This window comes from Streptomyces sp. Ag109_O5-1, assembly GCF_003814875.1.
In the GTDB taxonomy this organism is placed as follows: Bacteria; Actinomycetota; Actinomycetes; order Streptomycetales; family Streptomycetaceae; genus Streptomyces; species Streptomyces sasae.
The window spans coordinates 2,562,579-2,585,382 of record NZ_RKQF01000001.1 but is presented as its reverse complement, the minus strand read 5'-3'; the positions used below and the strand labels follow the sequence as shown (position 1 = coordinate 2,585,382).

Sequence of the window (22,804 nt, the reverse complement as noted above, 5' to 3'; positions counted from 1 at the left end):
GCGCGCTGCGAGCGGCGCCGCCCACGCCCGCTCCGGCCAGCACCACGACGCTGCGCGGCGGATGGATGCGCTGGATTTCCGTGAGGCCTGTCAGTCGAGGCTCGTGGTGGACCCGGACGGCGACCAGTGGGGTGTGTCGATCGGCGAGTAGTACGTGTCCTTCTGGTCCAGGCGCTCCATCCGGCGTTCGGAGTACTCCTTGATCACCTGGGGGTCGAGCGGCGTCTCGAACGCGTTGTTCACGAGGGTGTATTCGGCGGCGAGTCGTCCCACCGGAGCGATGGCACCGAAGTCGATCCGGCCACCCACATAGAGGTCATCTCGGATGTAGAAGCGCACCACATTGCCCCAGACGGCGTTGTTGAGTCCGTCGGGCGCCGAGAAGATGTGCTCGACGGTGCACTCGAACGCGATGGGCGCTCCCTTGATACGGGGCGGGCGAACAGCCTCGGACGGCACCTTCTCCAGCCCGACCGCGTCGAACTCGTCGACGTCGGGCTCGAACTCGAAGGCGCTTCGGTTCAGCCCCTCGATCTGCGGCAGGGTGGCCATGTTGGTGACGAACTCGCCGGTGTCCCGGATGTTGACGAAGCTGTCCTTGAGCGTGGCGCCGTCCGAGCGCGGCTGGAACGACAGCGAGATCCGGGGCGGTTTGCGCCCGACGACCGTGAAGAAGGAGATGGGAGCCAGGTTGCCCACGCCTTCGGTGGACAGGGTGCTCACCCAGGCGATGGGGCGAGGGATGACGCTGCCGATGAGCAGCTTGTAGGCGGACTTGGCGTCCAGGTCCGCAGAATCGATGATCATGTGGTGTCCTCTGGCTGGCGGCGAGTGGGGGAGAGGGGGATCAGCGGCCCTTGAAGGGCAGGACGGGCCGGGGGCGGCCCTCCTTGAGGGCCTTGGCGGCGGAGGCCAGGCCGTCCTTGACGTCCTCGGTCTCGAAGAGAGGGACGGCCAGATCGAACAGCTGCTGGTCGGCGGCGGGGATGCCGCCTGTGGCCCAGGCGCGCAACAACGCCTTGTGCACGAGGTGTGCCCGAGTGGGGCCCTGGGCGATCTTCTGAGCGAAGGCCTCGGCTTCGGTGCGCAGTTCGTCGTCGGGGACGACGCGGTTGATGACCCCGGCCTCGGCCATGACCGCGGCGGGTACCTGCTCGGAGGTCAGTGCCCATTCGAAGGCGCGGGCCCGGCCAGCCCGTTCGGCCACGCGGTGGATCCCGCCGAGGAGGGTGATGATGCCGAGCGACTGCTCGGGATGGCCGAAGCGGGCGCTCTCGGCGGCGAGGATGATGTCGGCCCGCAGCGCGAGTTCGAAGCCGCCGCCGTAGCACAGCCCCTGGACCGCGGCCACGACCGGGATCGGGAGCTGCTCGAACCGGTTGATCACGGACAGAGCGTGGTCGAAGTCGGCCCGCAGGCTCGGGCGGTCGGCGTCGACCCAGGGCCGGAAGTCGCCACCGTAGCTGAAGTCGGGTCCCTCGGCCCGCAGTACGACGGCGCGGGCCTGGCTGCGCGTGAGGGCGTCGACGATCTCGCTGAGCTCCTGGGTGAACTCGGGCGCGAAGCGGTTCTGCGGAGGATTGTCGAGGACGATCGTGGCGACATCGCCATCGATGGAGTGGGTGAGAACGGGCATGACATTTCCTTGGCTCTGGACAGTACGGGCGGGCTCGCGGCCCATCGGGTGAGGCGGTCGCAAAACCGGTTGGGGGCGGATTGCGCGACGGTGGGGGTGCTGTGCGGGGCGATCTGGCCTCCGCCGTCGATGAGTGTCAGCCGGCCGGGTTTCAGGGCCTGTCCGCGGCGCGTCGGCGCGGGCCCGTCAGCGATACCAGGTCAAGAACGCGTCGAGGTGTGCGGCGATCGCGCCGAGCCGCTCCAAGCGCGTGGCTGCTCCGTCGACGACGGCAGTGCGGGCGGTAGGGAGGCGTGATGCCACGACGGGGCCGACACATTCCGCGGTGATGCGGGGGTTATCGGCGGCGCGACAGCGGTGCCGCCACGGTTCTCCCGCTCCGGAGGGCCAAGAGCGTCCCGGGCGCTGTGGAGGCTGGCGAGCTCATGAGCGACACCCTTCGTGCGGCTGCGTTGCCGATCCAACAGAAAGGACTGTACGCCGATAGCTCATTTCATTTCAAGGTGGCAGGGGTGCCGTACTCTGAGGCAGTGGCCACATGGCCACAGTCATGTCGGCCATGACGAGGAGTGAAGGGGGCAGGACCATGGCGTGGTCCGCATCCACGCGGTACGAAGTCGAGCCCGCCCCCCTCGGGCTGGCGCTGGTGCACGACCTGCTCAACACCATCTCCGCCGGCCGCCCCCGGGCAGCGGATCTTCTGGACGACCTCGCCGACGCGCAGGCATGGGCCGACCAGGCACTGGAGTGCTGGGCCCAGGAGGCGGCGCAGGCCGCCGCGCAGGTGCGGCTCACCGAGAACGATCTCGAAGAACTCCGCGGCCTTCGTGCCGAGTTGCGGCGGCTTCTCGCCGCACCGGACGGCGACGGCCCAAGCGGCGATGACGCTGACGTGGCGCCCGCCGTTCACGTCGCGGCGGCGGCCTTGCGGATGGACCGCAGCGGGCGGGTCGTCCTGGAGCCGCGCGGACAAGGCTGGCGGTATGTGGCCGCCCTGGTGCTCCTCGAGATGTTCCAGGCCCAGCAGGCGGACACCTGGCGCCGGCTCAAGATCTGCCGCAACGCCCGTTGCACGACGGCCTTCTTCGACCGCTCCCGCAACAACAGCGGCGTATGGCACTCCACCAAGACCTGCGGCAACCCGGAGAACCTGCGAGCCCACCGGGCGCGTCAGCGCGTGCGGACCGCCGGGTAGGAGGCCTTCGTCAAGGCAGCGGTGCCATGGAGCGGGATTTGTGATCTGCCTGTTGTCCCTCTAGCGGTTCCGCGGAGGCGATCCCGCCAGGGCGTCAAGGATCATGACCCCTCATACATCACCGTGACCCGCGCGAGGAGCAGGGTGGTGGACTGCTCGCGGTGGCGGGCCGCGACAAGGCCCCGTTCGTGTCCGGTCCAGCGGGAGTCGGCCGACGTCCGGATGCCCGTTGAAACAACTGTGATCTATTTGCTCATCTCAAGAGCTACTTGAGCAACGTAATCAAAAGACTTACGCTCATTGCATCCAGTGCAGACCCTCGATCGCGGGACAGCCGCTCTTTCGGCTGGAGCAGAACACGCAACCCACTACTCGGTCCGGGCCTGCGGGACCGCGATGCCGCCAGGGCCGCTTGGAGGTCGAACGCATGACACAGGTGACCCGGCGACCGCCGCTTGTCGAGGGCTCCTCGGCCGGAACGTCCCACGCGGCCGATCGAGTCCGTCATCGGACGGTTCAGGCCGGTGGGCTGGAGGTTCCGATCCTTGAGGCCGGCAGCGGTCCACTCGTTCTGTGCCTCCACGGGTTTCCCGACCACGCCGCCAGCTGGGCAGGACTTCTCGACCGCCTCGCACAGGAAGGGTATTGGGTGGTAGCACCCGCACAGCGCGGATACTGGCCCGGTGGCGCGGCACCCGACGGCTCCTATCGCGCGTCCGCGACCGGCCAGGACGTCCTCACCCTGATCGAAGCGCTCGGGCGCGAGCAGGCGGATCTCATCGGTCACGACCTCGGTGCCCGGGCGGCGTACGCGGCAGCCAGCCTCGACGCGACGCGTGTCCGCAAGCTTGTCGGCATGGCGGTTCCCTACGGCCCTCAACTGCGCACCGCATGGGTCGTCGACGGCGACCAGCAGCGACGCAGCTGGTACATGTTCTTCTTCCAGACGGCCATGGCGGAGGCGGCCGTCGAGTTCGACGACTTCGCCTTCATCGACCGGCTCTGGCGGGAATGGTCGCCCGGCTACGAGCTGCCGGACGCGGAGCGGGCCGCGCTCAAGGAGACCCTCCGTGCGCCAGGAGTCCTGACCGAGACCCTGGGCTATTACCGCCAGTTGTTCACGCCTCCCGCCGACGAGGGGACCCAGGCCGCGGAAGCCCGGGCGAGCGGTGCCATCACCGTCCCGTCCCTCTACCTCCACGGGGCCGACGACAACTGCATGTCCGTCGAGTTGAGCGACGGCATGGAGGCCGTGTTCACGAGCGGCTTGCAACGCATCGTCGTACCCGGCGCAGGGCACTTCCTGCACCTCGAGCAGCCCGAGACCGTCGCCGACCACATCCTGGGCTTCCTGAACAGCTGACCCCCGCCCCCGGCCGGTCAGAGGGCACTGTCTCGTCCTCTTCCTCGTGCCCGTGCTGCTCTGCGAGGCCACGTGAATCGGAGCTTTGAGCGCAGCCGTCAGTCGTGGGCAGCGACAAGGTCCCTTGCCCCGACCGACGCCCGACGCCCGACGCTCCGAGATGCGCGGCGCAGTCGGACACCGATCTTGGTGGCCCCGGGCCGTCTTCCGGGTCACGGTCCGCCGCCGGCGGCGTCGCTGCGCGAAAGGCGGCCCGGTGAACTTGCCTTTTCGGACGCGTTCAGGGGCCGCCTTCGCTCAGGCGTGCCCTTTGTGCCCGACGGCCCGCAGGAGGAAGGGCAGGAGGCGGTCGGCGGTCTCCGTCGCGGTTGCCGCGTCCACCTCGTCCGGCGGCAGCGGGGTGAGGAAGAACCTGCTGACCATGGGACCGAGGACCAGGTCGCCGAGCAGGTCGGCATGCTCCACCGGTGGGATCTCGCCCCGCTCCGCCGCACGCTTCGTGATCTCCTCCATGCGCCGGCGCACGGGCAGCACGAACGTGTTCGTGAGGGCCTCGGCCAGCGGGGTGTTGTGCCGGGCCTCCCCGATCAATGTCTGCAACACCCCTCCTTCCTTCCCGGTCAGGGAAGCCGCCTTGTCCCGGAGCAGGGCGCGGAGGTCGCCTTCGAGTGTGCCGGTGTCGGTGTGTGTCGTGAGTTCCTGGGCGTAGGCGGCGGCAGCGTCGACGACCATGACCTCCTTGGACGGCCAGCGGCGGTAGAGAGTGGCGGTGGACACTCCGGCGCGGGACGCGACGGCGGCGGTGGTGAGCGCGCGGTAGCCGCTCTCGGTCAGGACGGCCATGGTCGCCTCCAGCAGTGCGCGGTCGCGGGAGGCATCGCGGGGGCGCCCCCGGCGTGGCTGCTCCCCGGTCATCGGGCGGCTCCCGAAGGGATCCGGAGGAAGGTATGGGCGGCGGAGCGCACTGGCCGGCCGGGCTGCCGCGCGGAACGTCGAGTAAGGGTGGGACAGGTCACACGACCAAGTGTACAGGGCAAACGAAACGAAAGGCTTTCGTTTCGTATATGCTTCTGGGCATGACCACCAACGCACCCACCGGCGGCCAGCCGGACATCGCCGTTACCGCGACCCCAGGGGCGGAGACCGTCGCGCGACTGCGGACCACGTTCAACACCGGCCGCACCAAGCCCGTCGCCTGGCGCAAGCAGCAACTGCAGGCGCTGAGACGTCTGCTGACGGAGCATGAGGACGTGTTCGTCCAGGCGCTGCAGACCGACCTCGGCAAGAGCGCGACCGAGTCGCGCATGATGGAGATCGGCTTCCTGGTCAGGGAGATCGACCACACCCTGAGTCATCTCGACCGGTGGCTGCGTCCGAAGAGAGCCTCCGTGCCCCTGTCGCTCATGCCGTCCCGGGCCTGGACCGTGCGTGAGCCGCTGGGCGTCGTGCTGGTCATCGCCCCCTGGAACTATCCGCTCAATCTGGCGCTCGCGCCGGTCATCGGTGCCGTGGCCGCCGGCAACGCCGTCGTCCTCAAGCCCAGCGAGGTCGCCCCCGCGACCTCGGCCGTGCTCGCCCACTGGCTGCCCCGGGTCCTGGACCCGCAGGCCGTGGCCGTCGTCGAGGGCGGCGTGCCGGAGACGACCGCCCTGCTGGAACAGCGCTTCGACCACATCTTCTACACCGGCAACGGCATGGTCGGGCGCATCGTGATGACCGCCGCGGCCCGTCACCTCACCCCCGTCACCCTGGAGCTGGGCGGCAAGAGCCCCGCCGTCGTCGAACCCGGCACCGACCTCGCGACGGCCGCCCGCCGCATCGCCCTGGGCAAGTTCATGAACGCGGGCCAGACCTGTGTCGCACCCGACTACGTGCTGGCGATAGGTGAGGCGGCCGCCGAGATGGAGGCGCACCTGACGCAGGCGGTCCGCGAGATGTACGGCGCCGATCCGGCTCGCAGCAACGACTACGGCCGTATTGTCAACGAGCGCCACTTCGACCGGCTGGCCGGCCTGCTGAACGACGGCCGGACCGTCGTGGGCGGTGACCACGACCGCGACGCCCGCTACATCGCCCCGACCGTGCTGGCCGACGTCGACCCCGACTCCCCGGTGATGCGCGACGAGATCTTCGGCCCCATCCTGCCCGTCGTACGCGTCCCCGACCTGGACGCTGCCATCGCCTTCATCACCGGAAGGGACAAGCCGCTGGCCCTGTACGCCTTCACCGCGTCCAAGCGCTCCAAGCGGCGCCTGACCGCGGAGACGTCCTCCGGTGGCCTGGCCTTCGGCCTCTCGCTCCTCCAGCTCGGCGCGCTCGCCCTGCCCTTCGGTGGCGTCGGTGAGAGCGGCATGGGCCACTACCACGGCTCGTACTCCCTGGACACCTTCAGTCACCTCAAGTCCGTCCTCGACAAGCCGCTCAAGCCGGACACGCTGGGCGTGGCCACCCCGCCCTACACCCGCGGCAAGGACCGCATCCTGCGACGCATCACGTGAGCCGGATCGACGCCGAGCAGGAGGGCGGGGCCGACGTGGTCACCGCCCCGCAGCCAGGGCTGACGCCCTCAAACGTCACGACCATCGCCGAGGCGGGCCTCCGGGCCCGCCTGGCACCAGATGACGGTCGCCGACCGCCGCAAGGATGGAAAGGGGAAGGGGAACAGGTAACCCGCAAGGGCGCCGTGTCCCCGACCGCCATGAACAAGATCGACTACCGTACCCAGACCACACTGATCACCGGGGCGAGCGCCGGACTCGGCGCGGAGTTCGCCCGCCTGCTCGCCGAGCGCGGCTCGGACCTCGTGCTGGTCGCCCGCCGCGCGGACCGGCTGGAGGCCCTGGCCGACGAGCTGTCCGCGAAGTACCGGGTCACCGTCACGGCGGTGCCCTTCGACCTCACCGTGCCGGCCGCCGGCGAAGCACTGGCCAAGGAGGTGGCCCGGCGCGGGATCACCGTCACGAGCCTCGTCAACAACGCCGGCTTCGGCACCCACGCCCCCTTCCGCCAGGAGGACGCGGAACGCGTCCAGCAGGAGATCGGCCTGAACGTGGCCAGCCTGGTCGACGTCACCAGGGCGTTCATCGGCCAGCTGACCGGTTTCCTGGTCAACGTCGCCAGCTCCCTCGGATACCAGCCGTGGCCGAACGCCGCCGTCTACGGGGCGACCAAGGCCTTCGTGCTGAGCTTCACCGAGGCGCTGTGGCAGGAATCGCGAGGGACCGGCCTGCGCGTGCTCGCCCTCTCTCCGGGCCCGACCCGCACCGAGTTCTTCGACGCGCTCGGCTCCGACGACATGGCCCGCGGTGTCCGGATGCAGACCCCGCGCCAGGTGGTCACCACCGCACTGCGCACGCTGGACCGGCGCAACCCTCCGCCCAGCGTCGTCTCCGGCACCTTCAATTGGGTGACCACCCTGACCTCGCGCTTCACCACCCGCCGAGCCAACGTCCTGGCCTTCGGTGCGCTGACCCAGTGGCAGATGCGCTCGAGTGGGCCCGGCCACTGACACGCCCGAGCTTCGCGACGGCACCGGCCCCTGCGAACACGGAGCCCACCCACTCCCCTGCCCATGGCTCGCCGTGCCCGTCACCGAGTCGATCCGTAGGGGAATCATGCACAGAAAGAAGCCGCCATGAAGGTGAAGGCCGCCATCGCGACCGCCAAGGAACAGCCAGGTCGTCTTCCGCCAGATGATCGACTCGATGGGCCTGCTCGGCCACGCCGCGATCGTGGGCTTGGCAAAGCCCGGTACCGAGTCGCCCGTCGACATCGGCAGCTCGATGCTCTCCGGTGCCAGCGTGACCTTCGTCCTTGAGGGCGACGCCGTGCCTCAGGTGCTGATTCCGCAGCTGATCGCTCTCTACGAGGCCGGCAGGTTCCCGTTCGACGGACTCATCAAGCACTACGACTTCGAGGACATCAACCAGGCCTTCGAGGACAGCCAGAGCGGGGTCACGCTCAAGCCGGTGGTCACTTTTTGAGCACCCGGCACGGGACAGGAACGGCACTCTTCCCTTGCCCGGCGGAAACCGGGCGGTTTACGGTGACACTGCCCGGGGATTGTTGAACGATCCTCCTGTCACCCGACGCGTAGTGCGCCTGGACCATGAAGGGACCGATGTGAGCAGGAACGAGATAAGCGTGCCCAACTCCGTTCGGGAGGCGGTTCACGCCTGCGCGGTCCGGGCGACGCAGGGCTCGGCGGCCTTGGCCCGGGCGTCGGACGTGGAGATCGACACCGCCCTGCGGGCCATGGCGGAGCGGCTGCACACGGCGCGCGACGTGCTGACGGCGGCGAATCAGGCCGACCTGCAAGCGGCCGTATCGAGCGGGATGTCGGCGGCACTGCAGGATCGCCTCCGGCTGACCGGCCCGCGGCTCGAGGAAATGGCCGCGGCGCTGCGTACGCTGGCGGACGTGCCGCACGAGCCGCGGGACAGCGTCCTCGAGGAGCGTCCCGACGGCCTGGTCCTGCTGGAGCGCCGCCGCCCGGTGGGGGTCATCGGAGCGAACTTCGAGGCGCGTCCCAATGTGACGCTCGACGTCGCGTCCCAGTTCCTCAAGTCCCGCAACGGCGGCGTACTGCGCACCGGTTCGGCGGCCCTGCGCTCCTCCCAGGCCCTGGTCACCCACGTGATCACGCCCGCTCTCACCGGGGCGGGACTGAACCCGGACGCCGTCCAGCTGGTGCCGAGCGAGGATCGGGCGGCTGCGTACGCGCTGGTGTCGCTGCCCGAGACCATCCCTCTGGTCATCCTGCGCGGCAGCGGCGACAGCACCCGGGAGCTCGGCCGAGAGGCCGCCCGCCACGGTGTGCGCACGCTGGCCCACGCGGACGGCGGCGGAGTGCTCTACGTGGCCCCGGACGCCGACGAGAAGCTGGTGCACGAGCTGGTCACCAGCAGCCTGGACCGGCTGGGCGTCTGCAACCGGCTCAATCTGCTCCTCATCGACCGGGCTGTCCGCGACAAGCTGCTGCCGGGCATTCTGAAGACGCTCGAAGACCTGGGCATCGCTGCGTCGCTGCCGCCGCACCCCCACGCGCGCGGTTACGAGTGGTCCCTGGACTCCGAGCGTGCGGCAACAGTGACGATCGACGAGGCGGACGGCCCGGTCCACGCAGCACGGATCGCGAACGAGGAGACCTCCGGGCTGGCCGCCGCCATCGCCACCCACGACCCGGACACCGCAGCCCAGTTCATGGACGCCTACGGTGGCTCAGGCGTCTTCTGGAACTCCACCACACGGCTCCTCGACGGCTTCAAGCTCCTGCGCCTGCCGGAAACCGGCATCAACATCGACCGCGTCCCCGGCCCCCGCGGCCCCGTCACCTACCGTGACCTGTACCTGCGCCAGTACGTGGTTCGACCCGCGGCGTCCCTGCACAGGTGAGCCGATGCCGCGTCGAGACGCGGTCACCCTTCATCGCCCATTCGCCGAACCTCGATCCCTGATCACCGACATGGACGATTCCGCCCCAGGCAAGAACCCGTCGGCTGAGAGCACCTGGACCGCGAGCGGGGCTCCGTAGCGCTTCGGCGCGATCGGCGCCGAGCACTGCGCAACGAGGGCGGACGCGGTCTGCTTCTCGTCGCCCGGCTCAGCGGACGGTGGGGCAACCCGCCACACCGCGCAACAGCGGCTGCCCTCCGCGCCGTGACCTCATGGCGGCCACGGAACGACGGACGGCGGTGCCCTGGCCTCCCAGGGAGGGGCGGACGCGATGACCTTCGAGCCGGGGCGCGGCGGCTTGGAGGATCGTCAGCGGACGCGGTCGATGCCGAGAAGGGGAGGCGTGCGGCACCGACCGTCACCTTCTCGGTGCCGAGCGGGCAGTCCAGCGGGCGGCATGCCGAGCGACCTCGATCTGGCGTCCGAAACACGCGGTGAGTTGTGCGCTGGTGAGTACTTCAGGCTTTTGGCCCAAGGGATGGAGTCTGTTGCTCGTGATTCCAACGGGCCGGCGCCCAAAGCAGCCCTCGCCGAACTCGTTCACGCAGTCAGGTGGCGTGGGGCGGCTACGCAGGCGGCGACGCACGTTGGGAGGCGCGGAAGGCCAGGGGGGTCTGGCCGGTGTGGCGTTGGAAGAACTTGCCGAAGTGGGTGGCGCTGGTGAAGCCGAGGTGGGCTGCGATGGTGGAGGCGGGTTCGGTGCCGTGGGCGAGGAGTCGCTTGGCCTCCAGGGTGAGGCGCTGGTCGAGGTAGTCCTTGGCGCTGAGGCCCGCGGCGGTCTGGGTGGCGCGGGTGAGGGTGCGGGTGGAGTAGCCGAGTTCGCGGGCGTAGTCGTCGATGCGATGGGTGCGGGAGAAACCTCGTTCGACAGCGTCGCGAAAGCGCAGGAAGGGCTCGGGGGCGGACTCCGCAGCCTGGCCGTGCTGCTGCAGGTGGGCCAGGCGCAGGAGTACGACGTCGAGCAGGCGGTGCAGCAGGGCGGTGTGCACCGGCAGCGGATGGCGGTCCCACTGGGAGAACTCCGCGGCCAGTTGCTCGGCCGCAGCTGCCAGCACGGGGGCCTCCGAAGGATCGGGGCTGTACAAGGGCATCGCGGCGGTGCCGGTGCCGAGTCCGGCCAGTTCCGCGGTCTCGGGCGCGACGAAGTCCTCCTGGAAGAAGACCAGGATGGCCTCGGCCTGGTCAGGGTTCTGCCACTGGTGCACCTGGCCGGGCCGGATCCACAGCCAGGAACCGGGCGGCAGTACGTACCCGGTGAAGTCGACGCGGTGGCGCAGGGTGCCGGCGGTGACCAGCATCAGGGCGTGGAAGTCCTGCCGGTGCGGGGTGGCGATGTGCCAGGGCCAGTCCCGGATGCGGTCGCGGAAGTCGGTCAGGGTCATGACCTCCATGCCCGCCGGGGTTCCGGCCGGAGGATGGAAAACCACCTTCGGCAGGCCCGTCTCCCGCCGGCCGGGCTTCCGCCGCGCTTGTCGCCTGTGGACCATCACGAGACCGCAGCGTACCTCGCTGGACCTCCGGTTCCGTCCCAGTATGGAGTTGTTCCAGGGGCGCGGGCCCGTGGGGATGGAAAGCCGGCCGTGTCCGATGCGGCCGATGGCCGGCCATGAGTCGGCCATCAACGATCCGCCCCTTCCCGCGTCCCCTCATCACCGCTCATCCGCATTCCGACAGGAGCACAGTCATGCACGGCACCCTCACGGTCATCGACAAGGGTTCGGTCCGCATCCACAGCTACGGCGCACCCGAGGACGGCCTGGGCGTCACCACCCAGCTGATCGAGACGCCGTCGCGGATCATCGCCGTCGACGCGCAGTTCGTCCTGGCCTACGCCGACGAGGTCGTCGCCTACGCCAAGAGCCTTGGCAAGCCGCTCGACCGCCTCGTCGTCAGCCATGCGCATCCGGACCACTACCAGGGCGCGGCCCGCTTCGGCGTCCCCGTGCACGCGCTGCCGGAGACCACCGCGGAGATCGTCGCCATGGGTGCCAAGACGGATCTGCCCACCGGCGCCCCGATCCCGCTCGCCGACATGACTCCGACCGTGGAGATCACCCCGGGCACCGAGGTCATCGACGGCATCCCGTTCGTGTTCGAGAAGGTCACCGGCGGCGAGATCCACACCACCCTCGTGATCAAGCTGCCCGAGGAGGGCGTCCTGGTCGCTCAGGACGTGGTCTACAACCGCACCCACCTGTGGCTCCTGGACAAGGACTTCGACGGCTGGCAGGCCAACATCGACCGCTTCGCAGCCGAGACCGAGTACGACACCATCCTGCCCGGCCACGGCGAGCCGACCACCCCGGCCATCTGGGCCGAGCTCACCGACTACGTCAACGCCAGCCGGGAGCTGCTCGGTGACGACGGCGACGCCTACAAGAAGGCCATCACCGAGCGCTACCCCTCCTACCAGGGCGCAGCCCTCATCGACGTCGCCAACGCCTACATGTTCGGCCCCAAGAACTGAGTCCGCTCCGACCTTCCAGAAAACCGCCCAAGTCCCGAGAGAGAGAACATCGTGACTTCCCACATGTCCAGCAGGCGCATGGCCACCCGTCGCATCCTCGTCGCCACGGTCGCCACGTCCGCCCTGCTGGGCGCCGCGACCGTACCCGCCTTCGCCTCGCCCCCCGTCAACGCGAGTCACGCCTACGGGCACGTCGACGGCGGCACCCGGCTCGACTACCAGAAGACCGTCGCCGTACGCGTCCTCAAGGCGGCGTTCGAGCGGGGTGACACCGCGGTCGTGGACAGGTTCGTGCGGGCCGACTACATCCAGCACAACCCCCTCGCGCCCGACGGCCCCGAGGCGTTGAAGAACTTCGCTGCCGGGTTGCATCAGCAGTTCCCCGACGCCAAGTACGACGTCAAGCGGGTCATCTCCGAGGACGACCTCGTCGTGGTGCACTCCAACCTCGTACTGACGCCGGGAAGTCGAGGCTCGGCCGTATTCGACATATTCCGGTTCCAGGGCGGCAAGATCGCCGAGCATTGGGACACCCTGCAGAACGTCCCCGACAGCAGTGTCAACGGCAACGACATGTTCTCCACCGTCAGCCGGCCGCAGACCGGGCAACCTGGTCCACGGTGGCTCACCGCCTCCAACAAGAAGCTCGTCACCGAGGCATTCGACCGGCTCATCGTCGACAAGGATCTGTCCGCGCTCGACCTGTACTGGAGCGCCGGGTACCACCAGCACAATCCCGGCATCGCGGATGGTGTGGCCGGTGCACGGGAGGGGCTTGGGGCGTACTTCCAGGCGTTCCCGGAGCTGACCGTCTCCCGAAAGCGCGTTGTCGCCGAGGGAGATCTGGTCGCCGTCCACAGTCACTACGTGAACGCGCCCGGCGAGCGCGGGCAGGCCGTCGTGGACCTGTTCCGGGTACAGGGCGGGAAGATCGTCGAGCACTGGGACGTGCTTCAGGACGTGCCGGCCACCTCCGCCAACGACAACACGATGTTCTGATCTGAGGGGCGTTCACGAAAACAGAACGCCCCTTTGCGTCCCAGTGGGTTCCTCGCCGGGCGGGTGGGATCTCGCTTTCACCACGCCGGATTACGGCCGCTGCGGCACACGGGTCGGGACGGCCCGCAGCGGGCCGCCCATCGTTCCGTCCGTGTGCCCCGGCGACCTCACCCGGACACGCGGACGGAGCTCACCGCAGGGGCCGACGACTGGAAGCAGTCCGCCAGGTCGGTGATGCACGTCCGCAGTCGGCGGTCTGACGGGGAGCACCGGCGCCGTGCCCGCCCCGTTGGCGCCGCCTCCCATCGGCGTGCCCCTGGCCGTCGTGGAGGAGTTCGACTTCAACGCTTGTCCGATGCTGCCCGCGGCCCGGATCCGCGACTTGGCCGCCCTGCGCAAGAGCCTCGGCGTGCTGGTCGACTGCCGCATCCTCCCACGCGAAGCCCTCGAGAACACCTCTGGCCGTCCGCAGCGTCAGGGCTCACCTTGCGGACGTGAGACCTGGCGGGACGCGTTCCAGAACTGGATCGGGCTCTGTCCGGCTCGGGACTGGAAGTACGTGCTGAAGTTGGTGGCACTGCTGAAGCGGATGTGTTCGGCAATACGCACGGTGGGCTCGTCGCTGTGGGCGAGGCGGTGCTTGGCCTCCAGCATGACTCGTTCGTCGATGAACCCCGATGAACCCCTTGGCGCTGGTACCGACCGCGGATGCGGTTGCCCTCGTGAGCGTGCGCGGGGAGTACCCCCGTAGTCAGCGACCTCACGGGTCTTGGTGAAGTCACGCTCGACCGCCTCGCGGAACCGGCGGAAAGTGTCGCTGTTTTCCGTAGTGCTGGGACGCCCACCCGGCCGGAGCACCAACACGGACAGCAGGAGTCGCAGGACGGCGGTGTGGCACTCTCCGCTCGCCAACCGGCTGTCCTGCGTACGCTCGCCGGCTGCGATCGCCGCGGGCGCTCCTCAGATGCCGGCGAGAGCACTCCAACCTGCACTGCCCCAAGCGCTACAGCCGCTGCCTGCGACGGTCCTCCGCATGTCCGCGCCGGTACACACACGGCGGCGGGAACGGGTCGGCACGGCACTCGGCGAGGCGCATGTCATGGACGACCGTGCCAGGTGGCGCGTGACCGTGGCTGCCACGTTCCGGAAGCGCGCCGCCGGGGAGAGAGAGGTGGCGGCAGTTACCCGCTGGGGAGGCGGTTCCAGCAGTGGCCGGAACCGCCTCCGTCTCACGAGCCGGTTGAGGCCGGGACCGGGTCCAGGTGAGTTCGGAACCACGACAGCGCGGCGCCGCTGGATTCCTCGAAGTGCACCTTGTAGGCGTCGAAGTGCCCGCCCGGCAGCAGCACCAGCTTCTTCGGGGCCAGCGCCCGCTCGAAGGCGGCCAGCTGGATGTCGGCCGGGATCACCGTCTCACCGGTCCCGACGATCATCATGAGCGGCTTGGGCGAGACCCGGGTGATCCATACGCCCGGCTCGTAGAGCCGCGCGGCCCGGCTGGAGCGCATCGTCACCGTGTTGTTCTCGCGGCCCGGCGGAACCAGGTCACGGTAGAAGCGCAGCGCGTCCGGGCTGGTGTACAGGGCCGGGTCGGCCGGATCGTCGCCGATGGAGGTCTGGTACCGCAGTTCGCCGCCGGCGGCCTGGGCGCGTTCGTCGTCGGCCTGGGCGAGCTCGAAGGCGGCGATGCGCTCCGGCGGGACCCTGCGCTGCCACTGCTCGAATCCGCTGATGGTGGGCACCTGCGACACCACGCACTTGATCCGCACGTCGGTCGCGCCGAGCACGATCGCGTGACCGCCCGCGAAGCTCGTGCCCCACACCCCGATGCGGTCCGCGTCGACCTCCGGCCGGGCCTCCAGGAAGCTGATTGCGCGGCGCCAGTCCGCGATCTGACGCCACGGGTCGACGTCGTTGCGGGGCTCGCCGTCGCTGGCGCCGAACGTGCGGTGATCGTGGACGAGCACCACGAACCCGGCATCGGCGAACTTGCGTGCGTACGGGTCGAGGCCCATCTCGCGGTTGCCGCCGAATCCGTGCGCCATCGTGATCGCGGGGCGCGGACCCTCGGCGTCCGGCAGGTAGAGCCAGCCGCGCAGCGTCACGCCCCCGTCCGCCGTGAACTCTACGTCGATGCGTTCCGTCATGGTCATTCGCCTTCTGTGAAGTTGAAGTACTCGGCGGGGATGACGCCGGCCGCGGTCAGGGCTGCCCCGACCTTCGCGTTGATCTGCACCACGGCGCCGAGGGGGCGGTGGTGGATGGCGATCTCCGTGATGAACCCTTCGTCATCACGCGTGAGGATCGTGATCCCCTTCATCTCGAAGCCGCCGAACGCGCTGGCCTCCCACTCCAGATACGTCCGCGGTCCGTCCTGCACCTTCCGGACGAACTCGAGCCGCTCGTACGCGGAGCTCACCGCGGCCATGAGGGCCTCGACCTGCTCCTTGCGCTCCAGCGGCTTGGCGAGCGCGCTGGCCTCCATCCGCACGTTCGGCGAGAGCGCCGCCGCGAAGGAGTCCTGGGTGCGCTGCTCGAACGCGGCCGTCCAGGCCTTGGCCGGGCGGCCGTCGGCGGAGTTTGACGCGGTCTCCTCGGCGACCGCCGTGATGACAGCGGCGACCGCCGCCGGGTTCTCGGCGTGCGCCCAGTGGCCTGCCCCGGCGATGGTCTGCGAGGTGGCGCCGGGGAAGCGGGGCGCGACATACGCGGAGACGATCTCTTCCGTGACGAAGGGGTCGTTCTCGCCGCGCAGGACGGTGACGCTCCCGCGGTACTTGCTGGGCTGGTGTCCGTCCGGGTGGCCGTTGTTCCATGCCGTCGCCGTGTCGGAGATCGTCGAGGGGGCGACGTGCAGCGTCACTTGGGCGAGCCGGTCATTCTCCTCGTCCGGGAACGCGGTGGCGAGCGCACCGCGGAAGGCACGCTGCGCGTCGAGTCCGAGATCCGGCGCCTGGAAGGGAGCGATCTGCTCCGGGGGCAGGTGAGTGCCCGCCAGCGGGATCGGGTTGATCAAGACGAGCGAGCGCACCTGGTGGGCCAGGCGGGCGGCGACGAGCTCGGCGATCTGGCTCCCCATGCTGTGGCCGACGAGTACGACGGGGCCCTCCGTCGTGCGCACGACGCTCTCGAGGTCGTGGGCCCAGCGAACGAGTGTGAACGGCCCTTGATCCGAGGCGCGTGCACCCATGCCGGCGAGCTCGAAGGCGATCGAGGGGACCGACCGCTCGTCGAGGACGGTGCGGACGCTGTTCCAGATGGCGCCGTCGTCCAGGTATCCGTGGACGAGCACCGCGGTCGGCGCCTTCGTCGCTGGGCTGTTCATCTCGTGTCTCCTTTGACGATCGCTCTCTTGCGGCGACGAATCGGAGCCGGTGGCTCTCGGGATTCCCGGCCGACGCGAGCTCTATGACGTAAGCATAGGGTCTATGCTTGCGTCAATGTCATCGCTCCGTGAGCGACGGAACGAGGACCGGCCTTCCGGCTCCCTCCACGTTCCGGCCGGAGTGGGAGCGACCACCCGAGAATCCGAGGAGTCCACCAATGACGTCGAACGCCCTCACCTACGCCGTGCACGTCGCGGACGGCATGCCGACCACCAACTCCGACGTGCCACCCGATCAGAGCGAGCGTTCCTGGTCGCCGACGTCGAGCATCCTCATCTCGAACGAGGGGGAGGCGCTGCTGGTGGATCCGCTCTTCACGATCGCGCAGTCGGAGGGCCTGCTGCGCTGGCTCAGCGAGCATGCGGCCCCCGTGACGAGCGTGTACGTCACGCACGGCCACGGGGACCACTGGTTCGGTCTCGGAGCCGTGCTGCAGCAGTACCCGGGCGCGCGCGCCTTCGCGCTGCCCGAGGTCGTCGAGGACATGGCCTACCAGTCCTCGCCCGAGGTCCTCAAGGCGGTCTGGCGCGCCTGGTTCCCCGAGCAGATCGCTGAGCGACTGGTACTCGCCGAACCTCTCGAGGACGAGGTCCTGACCGTCGGAGGGGCGGAGGTCCGCCCGGTCCGCCTGGGGCACACCGACAGCGACAACACCACCTGCCTGCACGTGCCCGACCTGGAGCTGGTCGTCGCAGGCGACGTGATCTACAACAACGTGCACCTCATGCTCGCGGCATCGGACGCGGAAGGGCGAGCCGAGTGGCTGAGGGCTCTCGACACGGTCGAGGCGTTGGCGCCGGCCGCGATCGTCGCGGGCCACAAGGATCAGACCGCGGATGACGATCCCCGTCACATCGAGGAGACCCGCCGCTACATCCTTGATTTCAACAGCGGGGTGCGTCGCACCGGCAGCACCCTCGAGCTCTACGAGTACATGCTCGACCGTCACCCGTCGCGTATCAATCCCGGTGCACTGTGGGGCTCCTGCCGGGCCGCGAAGGGCTGAGCGGTCGGCGAGCCGGCCGGGCGGCCCGCGGCGCGCTACGCGCGCGCGGCCGCCCGACGCTGCCGCGAGGCCCGAAGGTTCACGGCGTTACCGCACACACGCACGTCGTGCCAGACCCCGTTGTTGGGGTTCGTGCCGTCATAGAACGCAACCGAGCAGACCCGGTTACGGCACATCTTCAGACGACGCCAGGTACCCGTCAGTTGGGCGTTCGTGATCTCGTTGAGCACGGCCGCCACGGCCCAGCCGACGTCCTTGCCGCGCGGCGCCAGCGAAAAGACGCCATCGGCGTCGATCCGCACCTCGAGCGCGCCGCTCACCCCCTTCGGCGCGGATCGGACCGGAGCGTCGCGCACCGCACCCGACACCGTCATCTGCAGCGACGCGCGTAGCTGCTGAAGCCGCACCAGCCCCGGTTCATCGACCTCGATCGCCGGCGCCTCCGCCCCGGTACGTCGACTCCATTCGTCCAGCGCGCCGGAGAGCCATGACGTCGCAGATTCCGGCGTCGAGAGCAGGTCCTCGAGCGCGGGCTTGCCGGCGGCGCGGGTGTTCAGGACCTCCTGGACGAGGATGAGCGGTCCGGTGGCGATGCGGTCGGTGTAGCGTTCGCTCGCGAGTTCAGACATAGGCATAGCTTATTAGCTCCAGTCTTCATTGGCGAGGAGAGCGGGATCGCCGCCGAAAGGACCCTAACGGCGACGCCGTGCGTTCGACGCACCGGTGAGTGCGCGGCATCGCGGTGAGCGTCAAACGGAGGGCGCTGCACCTCACGCTCATCGACCCTGCCCAAGACGCTCACGGCGTGATGTGACATAAGCATAGATGCTATGCCTAAGTCAGATGGTGTTGTCGTCGCGCACTGTCACCACGCGGGCCGGCCATGTGAAATCGCTGGAGAGGTCGCGCGATGCCCGAACGGGTGGAGGAACAGTGATCGACAAGACTGTCGAGGACACCGCGGCCGCCGTCTCAGGGATCCGTAACGGCGCCACCGTGATGATCGGTGGCTTCGGACGCGCGGGCCAGCCGGTGGAGCTGATCGACGCACTCATCGCCCACGGAGCACGCGACCTGACCGTCGTCAACAACAACGCGGGCAACGGCGACACGGGTCTTGCCGCGCTTCTTGCGGCGCGAAGGGTACGGAAGATCATCTGCTCGTTCCCGAGACAAAGCGACTCGTGGGTGTTCGACGGCCTCTACCGCGGGAGACATCGAGCTGGAGCTCGTCCCGCAGAGGAATCTCGCCGAACGCATCCGCGCTGCGGGCGCGGGTATCGGCGCGTTCTTCTCGCCGACAGGCGTCGGCACACAGCTCGCGGAAGGCAAGGAGGTGCGCACGATCGACGGCCGCGACTATGTGCTCGAATACCCGATCCGAGCTGATGTCGCCTTGATCAGCGCCCTGCGGGCCGACCGCTGGGGCAACCTTGTCTACCGCGAGACCGCCCGCAACTTCGGCCCGATCATGGCGGCCGCGGCGGCCACCACCATCGCCCAGGTCGACCAGATCGTGCCGCTCGGCGACATCGACCCCGAGACAGTCGTGACGCCCGGCATCTTCATCGACCACGTCGTCGCGGTGGGAGAACGCCGCTGGCTCGACGAAGGCGTGTTCGTCGGCGGCGTCGACATCGAGGGGAGCCCGCTGGCACAGGAGGAGAGCCGATGACCACGCGCATCAGCCGCATCGGCCTCGCCCGCCGCATCGCGGCCGACATCCCCGAGGGATCGGTCGTGAACCTTGGCATCGGCGCCCCCACCCTTGTCGCCAACTACCTGCCGGCCGACACGGAGGTCGTCCTGCACACCGAGAACGGGATGCTCGGCATGGGGCCCGCACCCGAGCCCGGCACCGTCGACCCCGACCTGATCAACGCCGGCAAGCAGCCGGTGACCGCGCTGCCCGGCTCGGCGTACTTCCACCACGCCGACTCCTTCGCGATGATGCGCGGCGGCCACCTGGACGTGTGTGTACTCGGCGCGTTCCAGGTGTCAGAAACCGGCGATCTCGCGAACTGGTCGACGGGCGAGCCCGGCGCGATTCCCGCCGTCGGCGGAGCGATGGACCTCGCCATCGGCGCGAAGTCGGTCTACGTGATGACCGACCTGCTCACCAAGCAGGGCACGCCGAAACTCGTCGCCACCTGCACCTACCCGCTGACCGGAGTGCGCTGCGTGACCCGCATCTACACCGATCACGCGGTGTTCGACGTCACGCCCGACGGACTGCGCGTGCGCGAGACGTTCGGCGACAACACGGTGGACTCCCTGGCCGCCCTGACCGGACTCAACCTCGCCGACGTCACCGACGCCGCGGCACCCTTGAGAGGTAACTGACATGCCCGCGAGCTTCGTGTACGACGCCGTGCGCACCCCCTTCGGACGGCACGGCAAAGCCCTCGCCGACGTACGCCCCGACGACCTCGCCGCCATCGTCATGCGCGCCACCGTCGAGCGCACCGGCCTTGATCCCGCGCGCATCGACGACGTGATATTCGGCGACGCGAACCAGGCCGGCGAGGACAACCGCGACGTAGCACGCTTCGGCGCGCTGCTCGCCGGATTCCCCACCTCGGTCCCGGGAGTCACCGTCAACCGCCTGTGCGGGTCCTCGGTCGAGGCCGTCATCCAGGCGTCACGAGCCGTCGAGGCAGGAGACGCCGACATCGTGCTCGCGGGCGGCGTGGAGTCCATGAGTCGCGCGCCGTACGTCGTCGAGAAAAGCACCCGGCCCTTTCCCGCAGGCAACCAGACGATGCGGAACACGTCGATCGGATGGCGCATGGTCAACCCTCGCCTGCCGAAGGAATGGACGATCTCCAACGGCGAGACCGCCGAAAAGCTTGCCGGAATCCACCGGATCTCACGTGAGGAGCAGGACGCGTTCGCGGCGCGCAGCCATCGCCTGGCCGCCCGCGCATGGGCGGACGGCGTTTTCGACCACGAGATCGTCCAGGTCGACGGCCACCACCTCGCCCGCGACGAAAGCATCCGCGACGAATCGACCGTCGAAGTACTCGCCGGCTTGCGCCCGGCGTTCGCCGCCAACGGCACGGTGACCGCCGGGAACTCGTCACCCATCAACGACGGCGCCTCCGCCGTGCTCGTCGCCCGCGAAGGCGTGCTCGACGGCGAACCCCTCGCCCGCATCGCAGCCCGCGCGGCGTTCGGCAACGACCCCGACGTCTTCGGAGTCGCACCCGTCGAGGCGGCCAACCGCGCCCTCGCCCGTTCCGGACGCACATGGGCCGACGTCGACCTGGTCGAGCTGAACGAAGCATTCGCAGCGCAGTCGCTCGCCTGTCTGCGGCTGTGGAGAGACCTCGACCCACAGAAGGTGAACCTGTACGGAGGCGCGATCGCGATGGGGCATCCGCTCGGAGCGTCCGGGGGACGCATCATCGGCCGCGCGGCCCACGAACTCGCCCGCCGGGGCAGCGGCATCGCAGTCGTGGCAATTTGCATCGGCGTCGGCCAAGGCCTCGCCGTCGTACTCGAGAGGTGAAGGGCGGTCAAGCCGCGGGCCGGAGCCCGCGGCTTGGACACCGTGGCCGTACACCAGTTGCTTGAAGGGTGTCCTACCATCCTTCTGGAGCACGCGACCAGGGCGTTGTCACCCTCGTCGAGATGTTCCAGAGCATCGGCACCGGCCGACTCGCTGGGCCCCCGCTGTCCATGAGTGAGCGCAGGAGTTCACGATCGTTTCGGCAGACGAGTTCCGCGATGATGCCGAACATGCCGGTCGTCTGCACCACCAGATCGGTCTCCCACAGTTCCGCGAGAGCCCGGGCCACGGGCAGTGCGGGCCCCTCGACCGTGATGCCGACCAGGGTGAAGGTGTCCAGACTCACCATGGCCCACGCTCCCTCTTGTCAGGCCGCAGCCACCACGGGCAGAACGAGGCGGGAGGGCCGGGCGGGGCCGTGGAAGACCTGCTGGTGAGCCACTCGGGCCGACATCGCGCTTTCCTCGGGCTCGCCCGTGTTGAGGTTGCGGTCTTGGCGCGGGAAGTTGCTGCAGGTGACCTGGAGGCGCGCCCTCACGGCAGTCTGGTCGAGCGGACCGGGCCGGAGTCGTCGGTCAGCAGCAGGGCTCCGCCGGTGGCAGGCAATGGGTTCCTGGGGTCGTAACTCATACGTGTTCACCGCGACGACCCGCCGGACGCGCTCCGGGAGGTCGGCCGTGGTGGGCAGGGCGAGCACCGTCCCCATGGACGCGCCATCAACGTCACGTGGTGGAGGTCGAGTCCGGTGAGGAGCCGCTTGACGCCCGCGCGAATGGCCGGCCCGTCGTACGACGCCCCCGGGGGCGATCTAGGAGCAGCCGTCCCCGGCAGAATCGAGGGCGGACACGGTGTACCGGTCCGCGATCAGCGGAATGAGGTGGCGGAAGTGCTCGCCTGAGTGCGCACAGTGTGCAGCAGGACCAGAAGGGCGCCGCTGCCCGCCTTGAGTTAGCGCAGGGTTCCCCCGCCGTTGTGCCCCACATGCCGGGCGAGGGCGTGGCTGGTGGTCCCCGGGATGTGGATCGTGGGACGCGAGTCCTGGGCGGGCATGCCGCCGTCTCCTCTTGTGTAAGGGCTTACTCGGCCAGCTGGGGATACAGTGCTGCGAGGTCGCCGGCCAGGCCCGCCTTGACCTGCCGCGAGATGTCGTCGGCGAGGACCTCGTGGGCGTCGGCCTCGATGCCGTCGAGGGCGAGTGCGGCCACGTCACGGGGGTCCGACTTGGGGGCGTCGACGCCTGTCGTCAGGTCGGTGTCGACGTAGCCGACGTGCAGTCCGGTGACGGCGATGCCGCGCGGCTGCAGCTCCAGGCGCAGGGAGTTGGTCTGCGACCACAGGGCGGCCTTGGAGGCGCTGTAGGAGCCGCCGAGCGCGATCCACGACAGCACGGAGTGCACGTTGAGGAGGTGGCCACCGCCGTTGTGCTCGATGACCGGCACGAAGGCCCGGGCGACCAGGAGCGGGCCGTAGAAGTTGGTCTCGAACTCCCGGCGTACGTCGTCGACCGGGGAGTCGAGGAAGGACGCGCCCACCGAGGCGCCGGCGTTGTTGATCAGCACGGTGACATCCTGTGCCTGTGCGGCGGCCGCCGCGACGGAGGCCGGGTCGGTGACCTCCAGCGCCACCGGGACGGCGTCGGGGTGCGTCACGGTGCGCGGGTCGCGGGCCGTGGCGTAGACCTTGGCCGCACCGCGCACATACAGCTCCTCCACCAGCGCCTTGCCGATGCCCCGGCTGCCGCCGGTGACGAAGACGTTTGCGCCCTTCAGAGCGGTCATGACTGCCTC

At 69.3% G+C, this 22,804-nt stretch carries 21 protein-coding genes and 2 pseudogenes; 12 read left to right on the top strand and 11 right to left on the bottom strand.

The features are described 5' to 3' along the window. Positions 1–90: 90 nt before the first annotated feature. Together EDD90_RS11570 and EDD90_RS11565 are read right to left on the bottom strand one after the other, a co-directional pair. Entirely contained in the window at positions 91–807 is a 717-nt protein-coding gene (locus EDD90_RS11570) for a flavin reductase family protein (RefSeq protein WP_123972933.1), read from the bottom strand. Between the two features lie 40 nt (positions 808–847). Continuing rightward, entirely contained in the window at positions 848–1,636 is a 789-nt protein-coding gene (locus tag EDD90_RS11565) for an enoyl-CoA hydratase/isomerase family protein (RefSeq protein ID WP_123972932.1), read from the bottom strand. 586 nt (positions 1,637–2,222) lie between these two features. On the opposite strand from EDD90_RS11565, the gene EDD90_RS11560 reads away from it, so the two are divergent. Continuing rightward, the gene (locus EDD90_RS11560; RefSeq protein ID WP_123972931.1) at positions 2,223–2,831 is read left to right on the top strand and encodes a CGNR zinc finger domain-containing protein; all 609 of its coding nucleotides are present in this window, start codon (positions 2,223–2,225) and stop codon (positions 2,829–2,831) included. Between the two features lie 427 nt (positions 2,832–3,258). Continuing rightward, positions 3,259–4,194, top strand: a complete 936-nt coding sequence (locus EDD90_RS11555; protein ID WP_123972930.1) for an alpha/beta fold hydrolase — start codon at positions 3,259–3,261, stop codon at positions 4,192–4,194. Between the two features lie 297 nt (positions 4,195–4,491). Here EDD90_RS11555 and EDD90_RS11550 read toward each other — a convergent pair whose 3' ends face one another. After that, positions 4,492–5,109, bottom strand: a complete 618-nt coding sequence (locus EDD90_RS11550) for a TetR/AcrR family transcriptional regulator (protein WP_123972929.1) — start codon at positions 5,107–5,109, stop codon at positions 4,492–4,494. A 161-nt stretch (positions 5,110–5,270) separates the two neighbouring features. On the opposite strand from EDD90_RS11550, the gene EDD90_RS11545 reads away from it, so the two are divergent. From EDD90_RS11545 to EDD90_RS11530, 4 genes are all read left to right on the top strand, one after another. Next, on the top strand, positions 5,271–6,692 hold the full coding sequence (locus tag EDD90_RS11545) for an aldehyde dehydrogenase family protein (protein WP_260327809.1): 1,422 nt from the start codon (positions 5,271–5,273) through the stop codon (positions 6,690–6,692). Between the two features lie 200 nt (positions 6,693–6,892). Then, a complete protein-coding gene (locus tag EDD90_RS11540) occupies positions 6,893–7,702 on the top strand; it encodes an SDR family oxidoreductase (protein WP_123972927.1) in 810 nt (269 codons plus the stop codon). A 196-nt stretch (positions 7,703–7,898) separates the two neighbouring features. Further along, a complete protein-coding gene (locus tag EDD90_RS11535) occupies positions 7,899–8,177 on the top strand; it encodes a hypothetical protein (protein WP_123972926.1) in 279 nt (92 codons plus the stop codon). 160 nt (positions 8,178–8,337) lie between these two features. Beyond that, positions 8,338–9,588 carry an aldehyde dehydrogenase family protein gene (locus EDD90_RS11530; protein WP_123972925.1) on the top strand — a complete coding sequence of 417 codons (1,251 nt, stop codon included), beginning with the start codon at positions 8,338–8,340 and terminating at the stop codon, positions 9,586–9,588. 626 nt (positions 9,589–10,214) lie between these two features. On the opposite strand, the gene EDD90_RS11525 is transcribed toward EDD90_RS11530, so the two are convergent. Continuing rightward, complete coding sequence (locus EDD90_RS11525) at positions 10,215–11,030, bottom strand: AraC family transcriptional regulator (RefSeq protein WP_260327808.1); 816 nt, start codon at positions 11,028–11,030, stop codon at positions 10,215–10,217. A 302-nt stretch (positions 11,031–11,332) separates the two neighbouring features. Between EDD90_RS11525 and EDD90_RS11520 the strand changes: the two genes are divergently transcribed. Both EDD90_RS11520 and EDD90_RS11515 read left to right on the top strand, forming a co-directional pair. After that, positions 11,333–12,115 (top strand): MBL fold metallo-hydrolase, encoded by a 783-nt coding sequence (locus EDD90_RS11520; RefSeq protein ID WP_123972923.1) that lies wholly within the window; start codon positions 11,333–11,335, stop codon positions 12,113–12,115. Between the two features lie 63 nt (positions 12,116–12,178). After that, positions 12,179–13,114, top strand: a complete 936-nt coding sequence (locus EDD90_RS11515) for a nuclear transport factor 2 family protein (protein ID WP_123972922.1) — start codon at positions 12,179–12,181, stop codon at positions 13,112–13,114. A gap of 474 nt (positions 13,115–13,588) precedes the next feature. Here EDD90_RS11515 and EDD90_RS59000 read toward each other — a convergent pair whose 3' ends face one another. The 3 genes from EDD90_RS59000 to EDD90_RS11500 all read right to left on the bottom strand — a co-directional run bounded on the left by EDD90_RS59000 (position 13,589) and on the right by EDD90_RS11500 (position 16,439). Next, positions 13,589–13,972 carry a helix-turn-helix domain-containing protein gene (locus tag EDD90_RS59000; RefSeq protein ID WP_398928509.1) on the bottom strand — a complete coding sequence of 128 codons (384 nt, stop codon included), beginning with the start codon at positions 13,970–13,972 and terminating at the stop codon, positions 13,589–13,591. A 371-nt stretch (positions 13,973–14,343) separates the two neighbouring features. Continuing rightward, a complete protein-coding gene (locus EDD90_RS11505) occupies positions 14,344–15,261 on the bottom strand; it encodes an alpha/beta hydrolase (RefSeq protein ID WP_123972921.1) in 918 nt (305 codons plus the stop codon). Positions 15,262–15,263: 2 nt separating this feature from the next. After that, complete coding sequence (locus tag EDD90_RS11500) at positions 15,264–16,439, bottom strand: alpha/beta fold hydrolase (RefSeq protein ID WP_123972920.1); 1,176 nt, start codon at positions 16,437–16,439, stop codon at positions 15,264–15,266. Positions 16,440–16,657: 218 nt separating this feature from the next. Between EDD90_RS11500 and EDD90_RS11495 the strand changes: the two genes are divergently transcribed. Continuing rightward, complete coding sequence (locus tag EDD90_RS11495; protein ID WP_123972919.1) at positions 16,658–17,506, top strand: MBL fold metallo-hydrolase; 849 nt, start codon at positions 16,658–16,660, stop codon at positions 17,504–17,506. Positions 17,507–17,541: 35 nt separating this feature from the next. Here the strand turns inward: EDD90_RS11495 and EDD90_RS11490 are convergent, their stop codons facing one another. Beyond that, the gene (locus EDD90_RS11490) at positions 17,542–18,135 is read right to left on the bottom strand and encodes a CGNR zinc finger domain-containing protein (RefSeq protein WP_123972918.1); all 594 of its coding nucleotides are present in this window, start codon (positions 18,133–18,135) and stop codon (positions 17,542–17,544) included. A 304-nt stretch (positions 18,136–18,439) separates the two neighbouring features. Between EDD90_RS11490 and EDD90_RS11485 the strand changes: the two are divergent. From EDD90_RS11485 to EDD90_RS11475, 3 genes and pseudogenes are all read left to right on the top strand, one after another. After that, a pseudogene (locus EDD90_RS11485) lies at positions 18,440–19,181 on the top strand (3-oxoacid CoA-transferase subunit A). Then, the gene (locus EDD90_RS11480; protein ID WP_123972917.1) at positions 19,178–19,849 is read left to right on the top strand and encodes a 3-oxoacid CoA-transferase subunit B; all 672 of its coding nucleotides are present in this window, start codon (positions 19,178–19,180) and stop codon (positions 19,847–19,849) included. The pseudogene EDD90_RS11485 and the gene EDD90_RS11480 overlap by 4 nt, the downstream one beginning before the upstream one ends. A 1-nt stretch (position 19,850) precedes the next feature. After that, positions 19,851–21,017 (top strand): thiolase family protein, encoded by a 1,167-nt coding sequence (locus EDD90_RS11475; RefSeq protein ID WP_123972916.1) that lies wholly within the window; start codon positions 19,851–19,853, stop codon positions 21,015–21,017. A gap of 73 nt (positions 21,018–21,090) precedes the next feature. Here EDD90_RS11475 and EDD90_RS11470 read toward each other — a convergent pair whose 3' ends face one another. The 3 genes and pseudogenes from EDD90_RS11470 to EDD90_RS11455 form a co-directional block, all read right to left on the bottom strand. Then, a complete protein-coding gene (locus EDD90_RS11470) occupies positions 21,091–21,366 on the bottom strand; it encodes a hypothetical protein (RefSeq protein WP_123972915.1) in 276 nt (91 codons plus the stop codon). Between the two features lie 270 nt (positions 21,367–21,636). Next, positions 21,637–22,067 (bottom strand): annotated as a pseudogene (locus EDD90_RS58995) (alpha/beta fold hydrolase); the annotation flags it as partial. Positions 22,068–22,093: 26 nt separating this feature from the next. Next, positions 22,094–22,795 (bottom strand): SDR family oxidoreductase, encoded by a 702-nt coding sequence (locus EDD90_RS11455; RefSeq protein ID WP_123972914.1) that lies wholly within the window; start codon positions 22,793–22,795, stop codon positions 22,094–22,096. Between the last annotated feature and the right edge of the window lie 9 nt (positions 22,796–22,804).

Bases quoted from the DNA above. Each gene is read 5' to 3' on its own strand.
- EDD90_RS11470 (WP_123972915.1), bottom strand. From the start codon at position 21,366: ATGGTGAGTCTGGACACCTTCACCCTGGTCGGCATCACGGTCGAGGGG.
- EDD90_RS11560 (WP_123972931.1), top strand. From the start codon at position 2,223: ATGGCGTGGTCCGCATCCACGCGGTACGAAGTCGAGCCCGCCCCCCTC.
- EDD90_RS11515 (WP_123972922.1), top strand. From the start codon at position 12,179: ATGTCCAGCAGGCGCATGGCCACCCGTCGCATCCTCGTCGCCACGGTC.
- EDD90_RS11520 (WP_123972923.1), top strand. From the start codon at position 11,333: ATGCACGGCACCCTCACGGTCATCGACAAGGGTTCGGTCCGCATCCAC.
- EDD90_RS11565 (WP_123972932.1), bottom strand. From the start codon at position 1,636: ATGCCCGTTCTCACCCACTCCATCGATGGCGATGTCGCCACGATCGTC.
- EDD90_RS11505 (WP_123972921.1), bottom strand. From the start codon at position 15,261: ATGACGGAACGCATCGACGTAGAGTTCACGGCGGACGGGGGCGTGACG.
- EDD90_RS11500 (WP_123972920.1), bottom strand. From the start codon at position 16,439: ATGAACAGCCCAGCGACGAAGGCGCCGACCGCGGTGCTCGTCCACGGA.
- EDD90_RS11455 (WP_123972914.1), bottom strand. From the start codon at position 22,795: ATGACCGCTCTGAAGGGCGCAAACGTCTTCGTCACCGGCGGCAGCCGG.
- EDD90_RS11535 (WP_123972926.1), top strand. From the start codon at position 7,899: ATGGGCCTGCTCGGCCACGCCGCGATCGTGGGCTTGGCAAAGCCCGGT.
- EDD90_RS11555 (WP_123972930.1), top strand. From the start codon at position 3,259: ATGACACAGGTGACCCGGCGACCGCCGCTTGTCGAGGGCTCCTCGGCC.
- EDD90_RS11490 (WP_123972918.1), bottom strand. From the start codon at position 18,135: ATGTCTGAACTCGCGAGCGAACGCTACACCGACCGCATCGCCACCGGA.
- EDD90_RS11570 (WP_123972933.1), bottom strand. From the start codon at position 807: ATGATCATCGATTCTGCGGACCTGGACGCCAAGTCCGCCTACAAGCTG.
- EDD90_RS11545 (WP_260327809.1), top strand. From the start codon at position 5,271: ATGACCACCAACGCACCCACCGGCGGCCAGCCGGACATCGCCGTTACC.
- EDD90_RS11540 (WP_123972927.1), top strand. From the start codon at position 6,893: ATGAACAAGATCGACTACCGTACCCAGACCACACTGATCACCGGGGCG.
- EDD90_RS11550 (WP_123972929.1), bottom strand. From the start codon at position 5,109: ATGACCGGGGAGCAGCCACGCCGGGGGCGCCCCCGCGATGCCTCCCGC.
- EDD90_RS11475 (WP_123972916.1), top strand. From the start codon at position 19,851: ATGCCCGCGAGCTTCGTGTACGACGCCGTGCGCACCCCCTTCGGACGG.
- EDD90_RS11480 (WP_123972917.1), top strand. From the start codon at position 19,178: ATGACCACGCGCATCAGCCGCATCGGCCTCGCCCGCCGCATCGCGGCC.
- EDD90_RS11495 (WP_123972919.1), top strand. From the start codon at position 16,658: ATGACGTCGAACGCCCTCACCTACGCCGTGCACGTCGCGGACGGCATG.
- EDD90_RS11525 (WP_260327808.1), bottom strand. From the start codon at position 11,030: ATGACCCTGACCGACTTCCGCGACCGCATCCGGGACTGGCCCTGGCAC.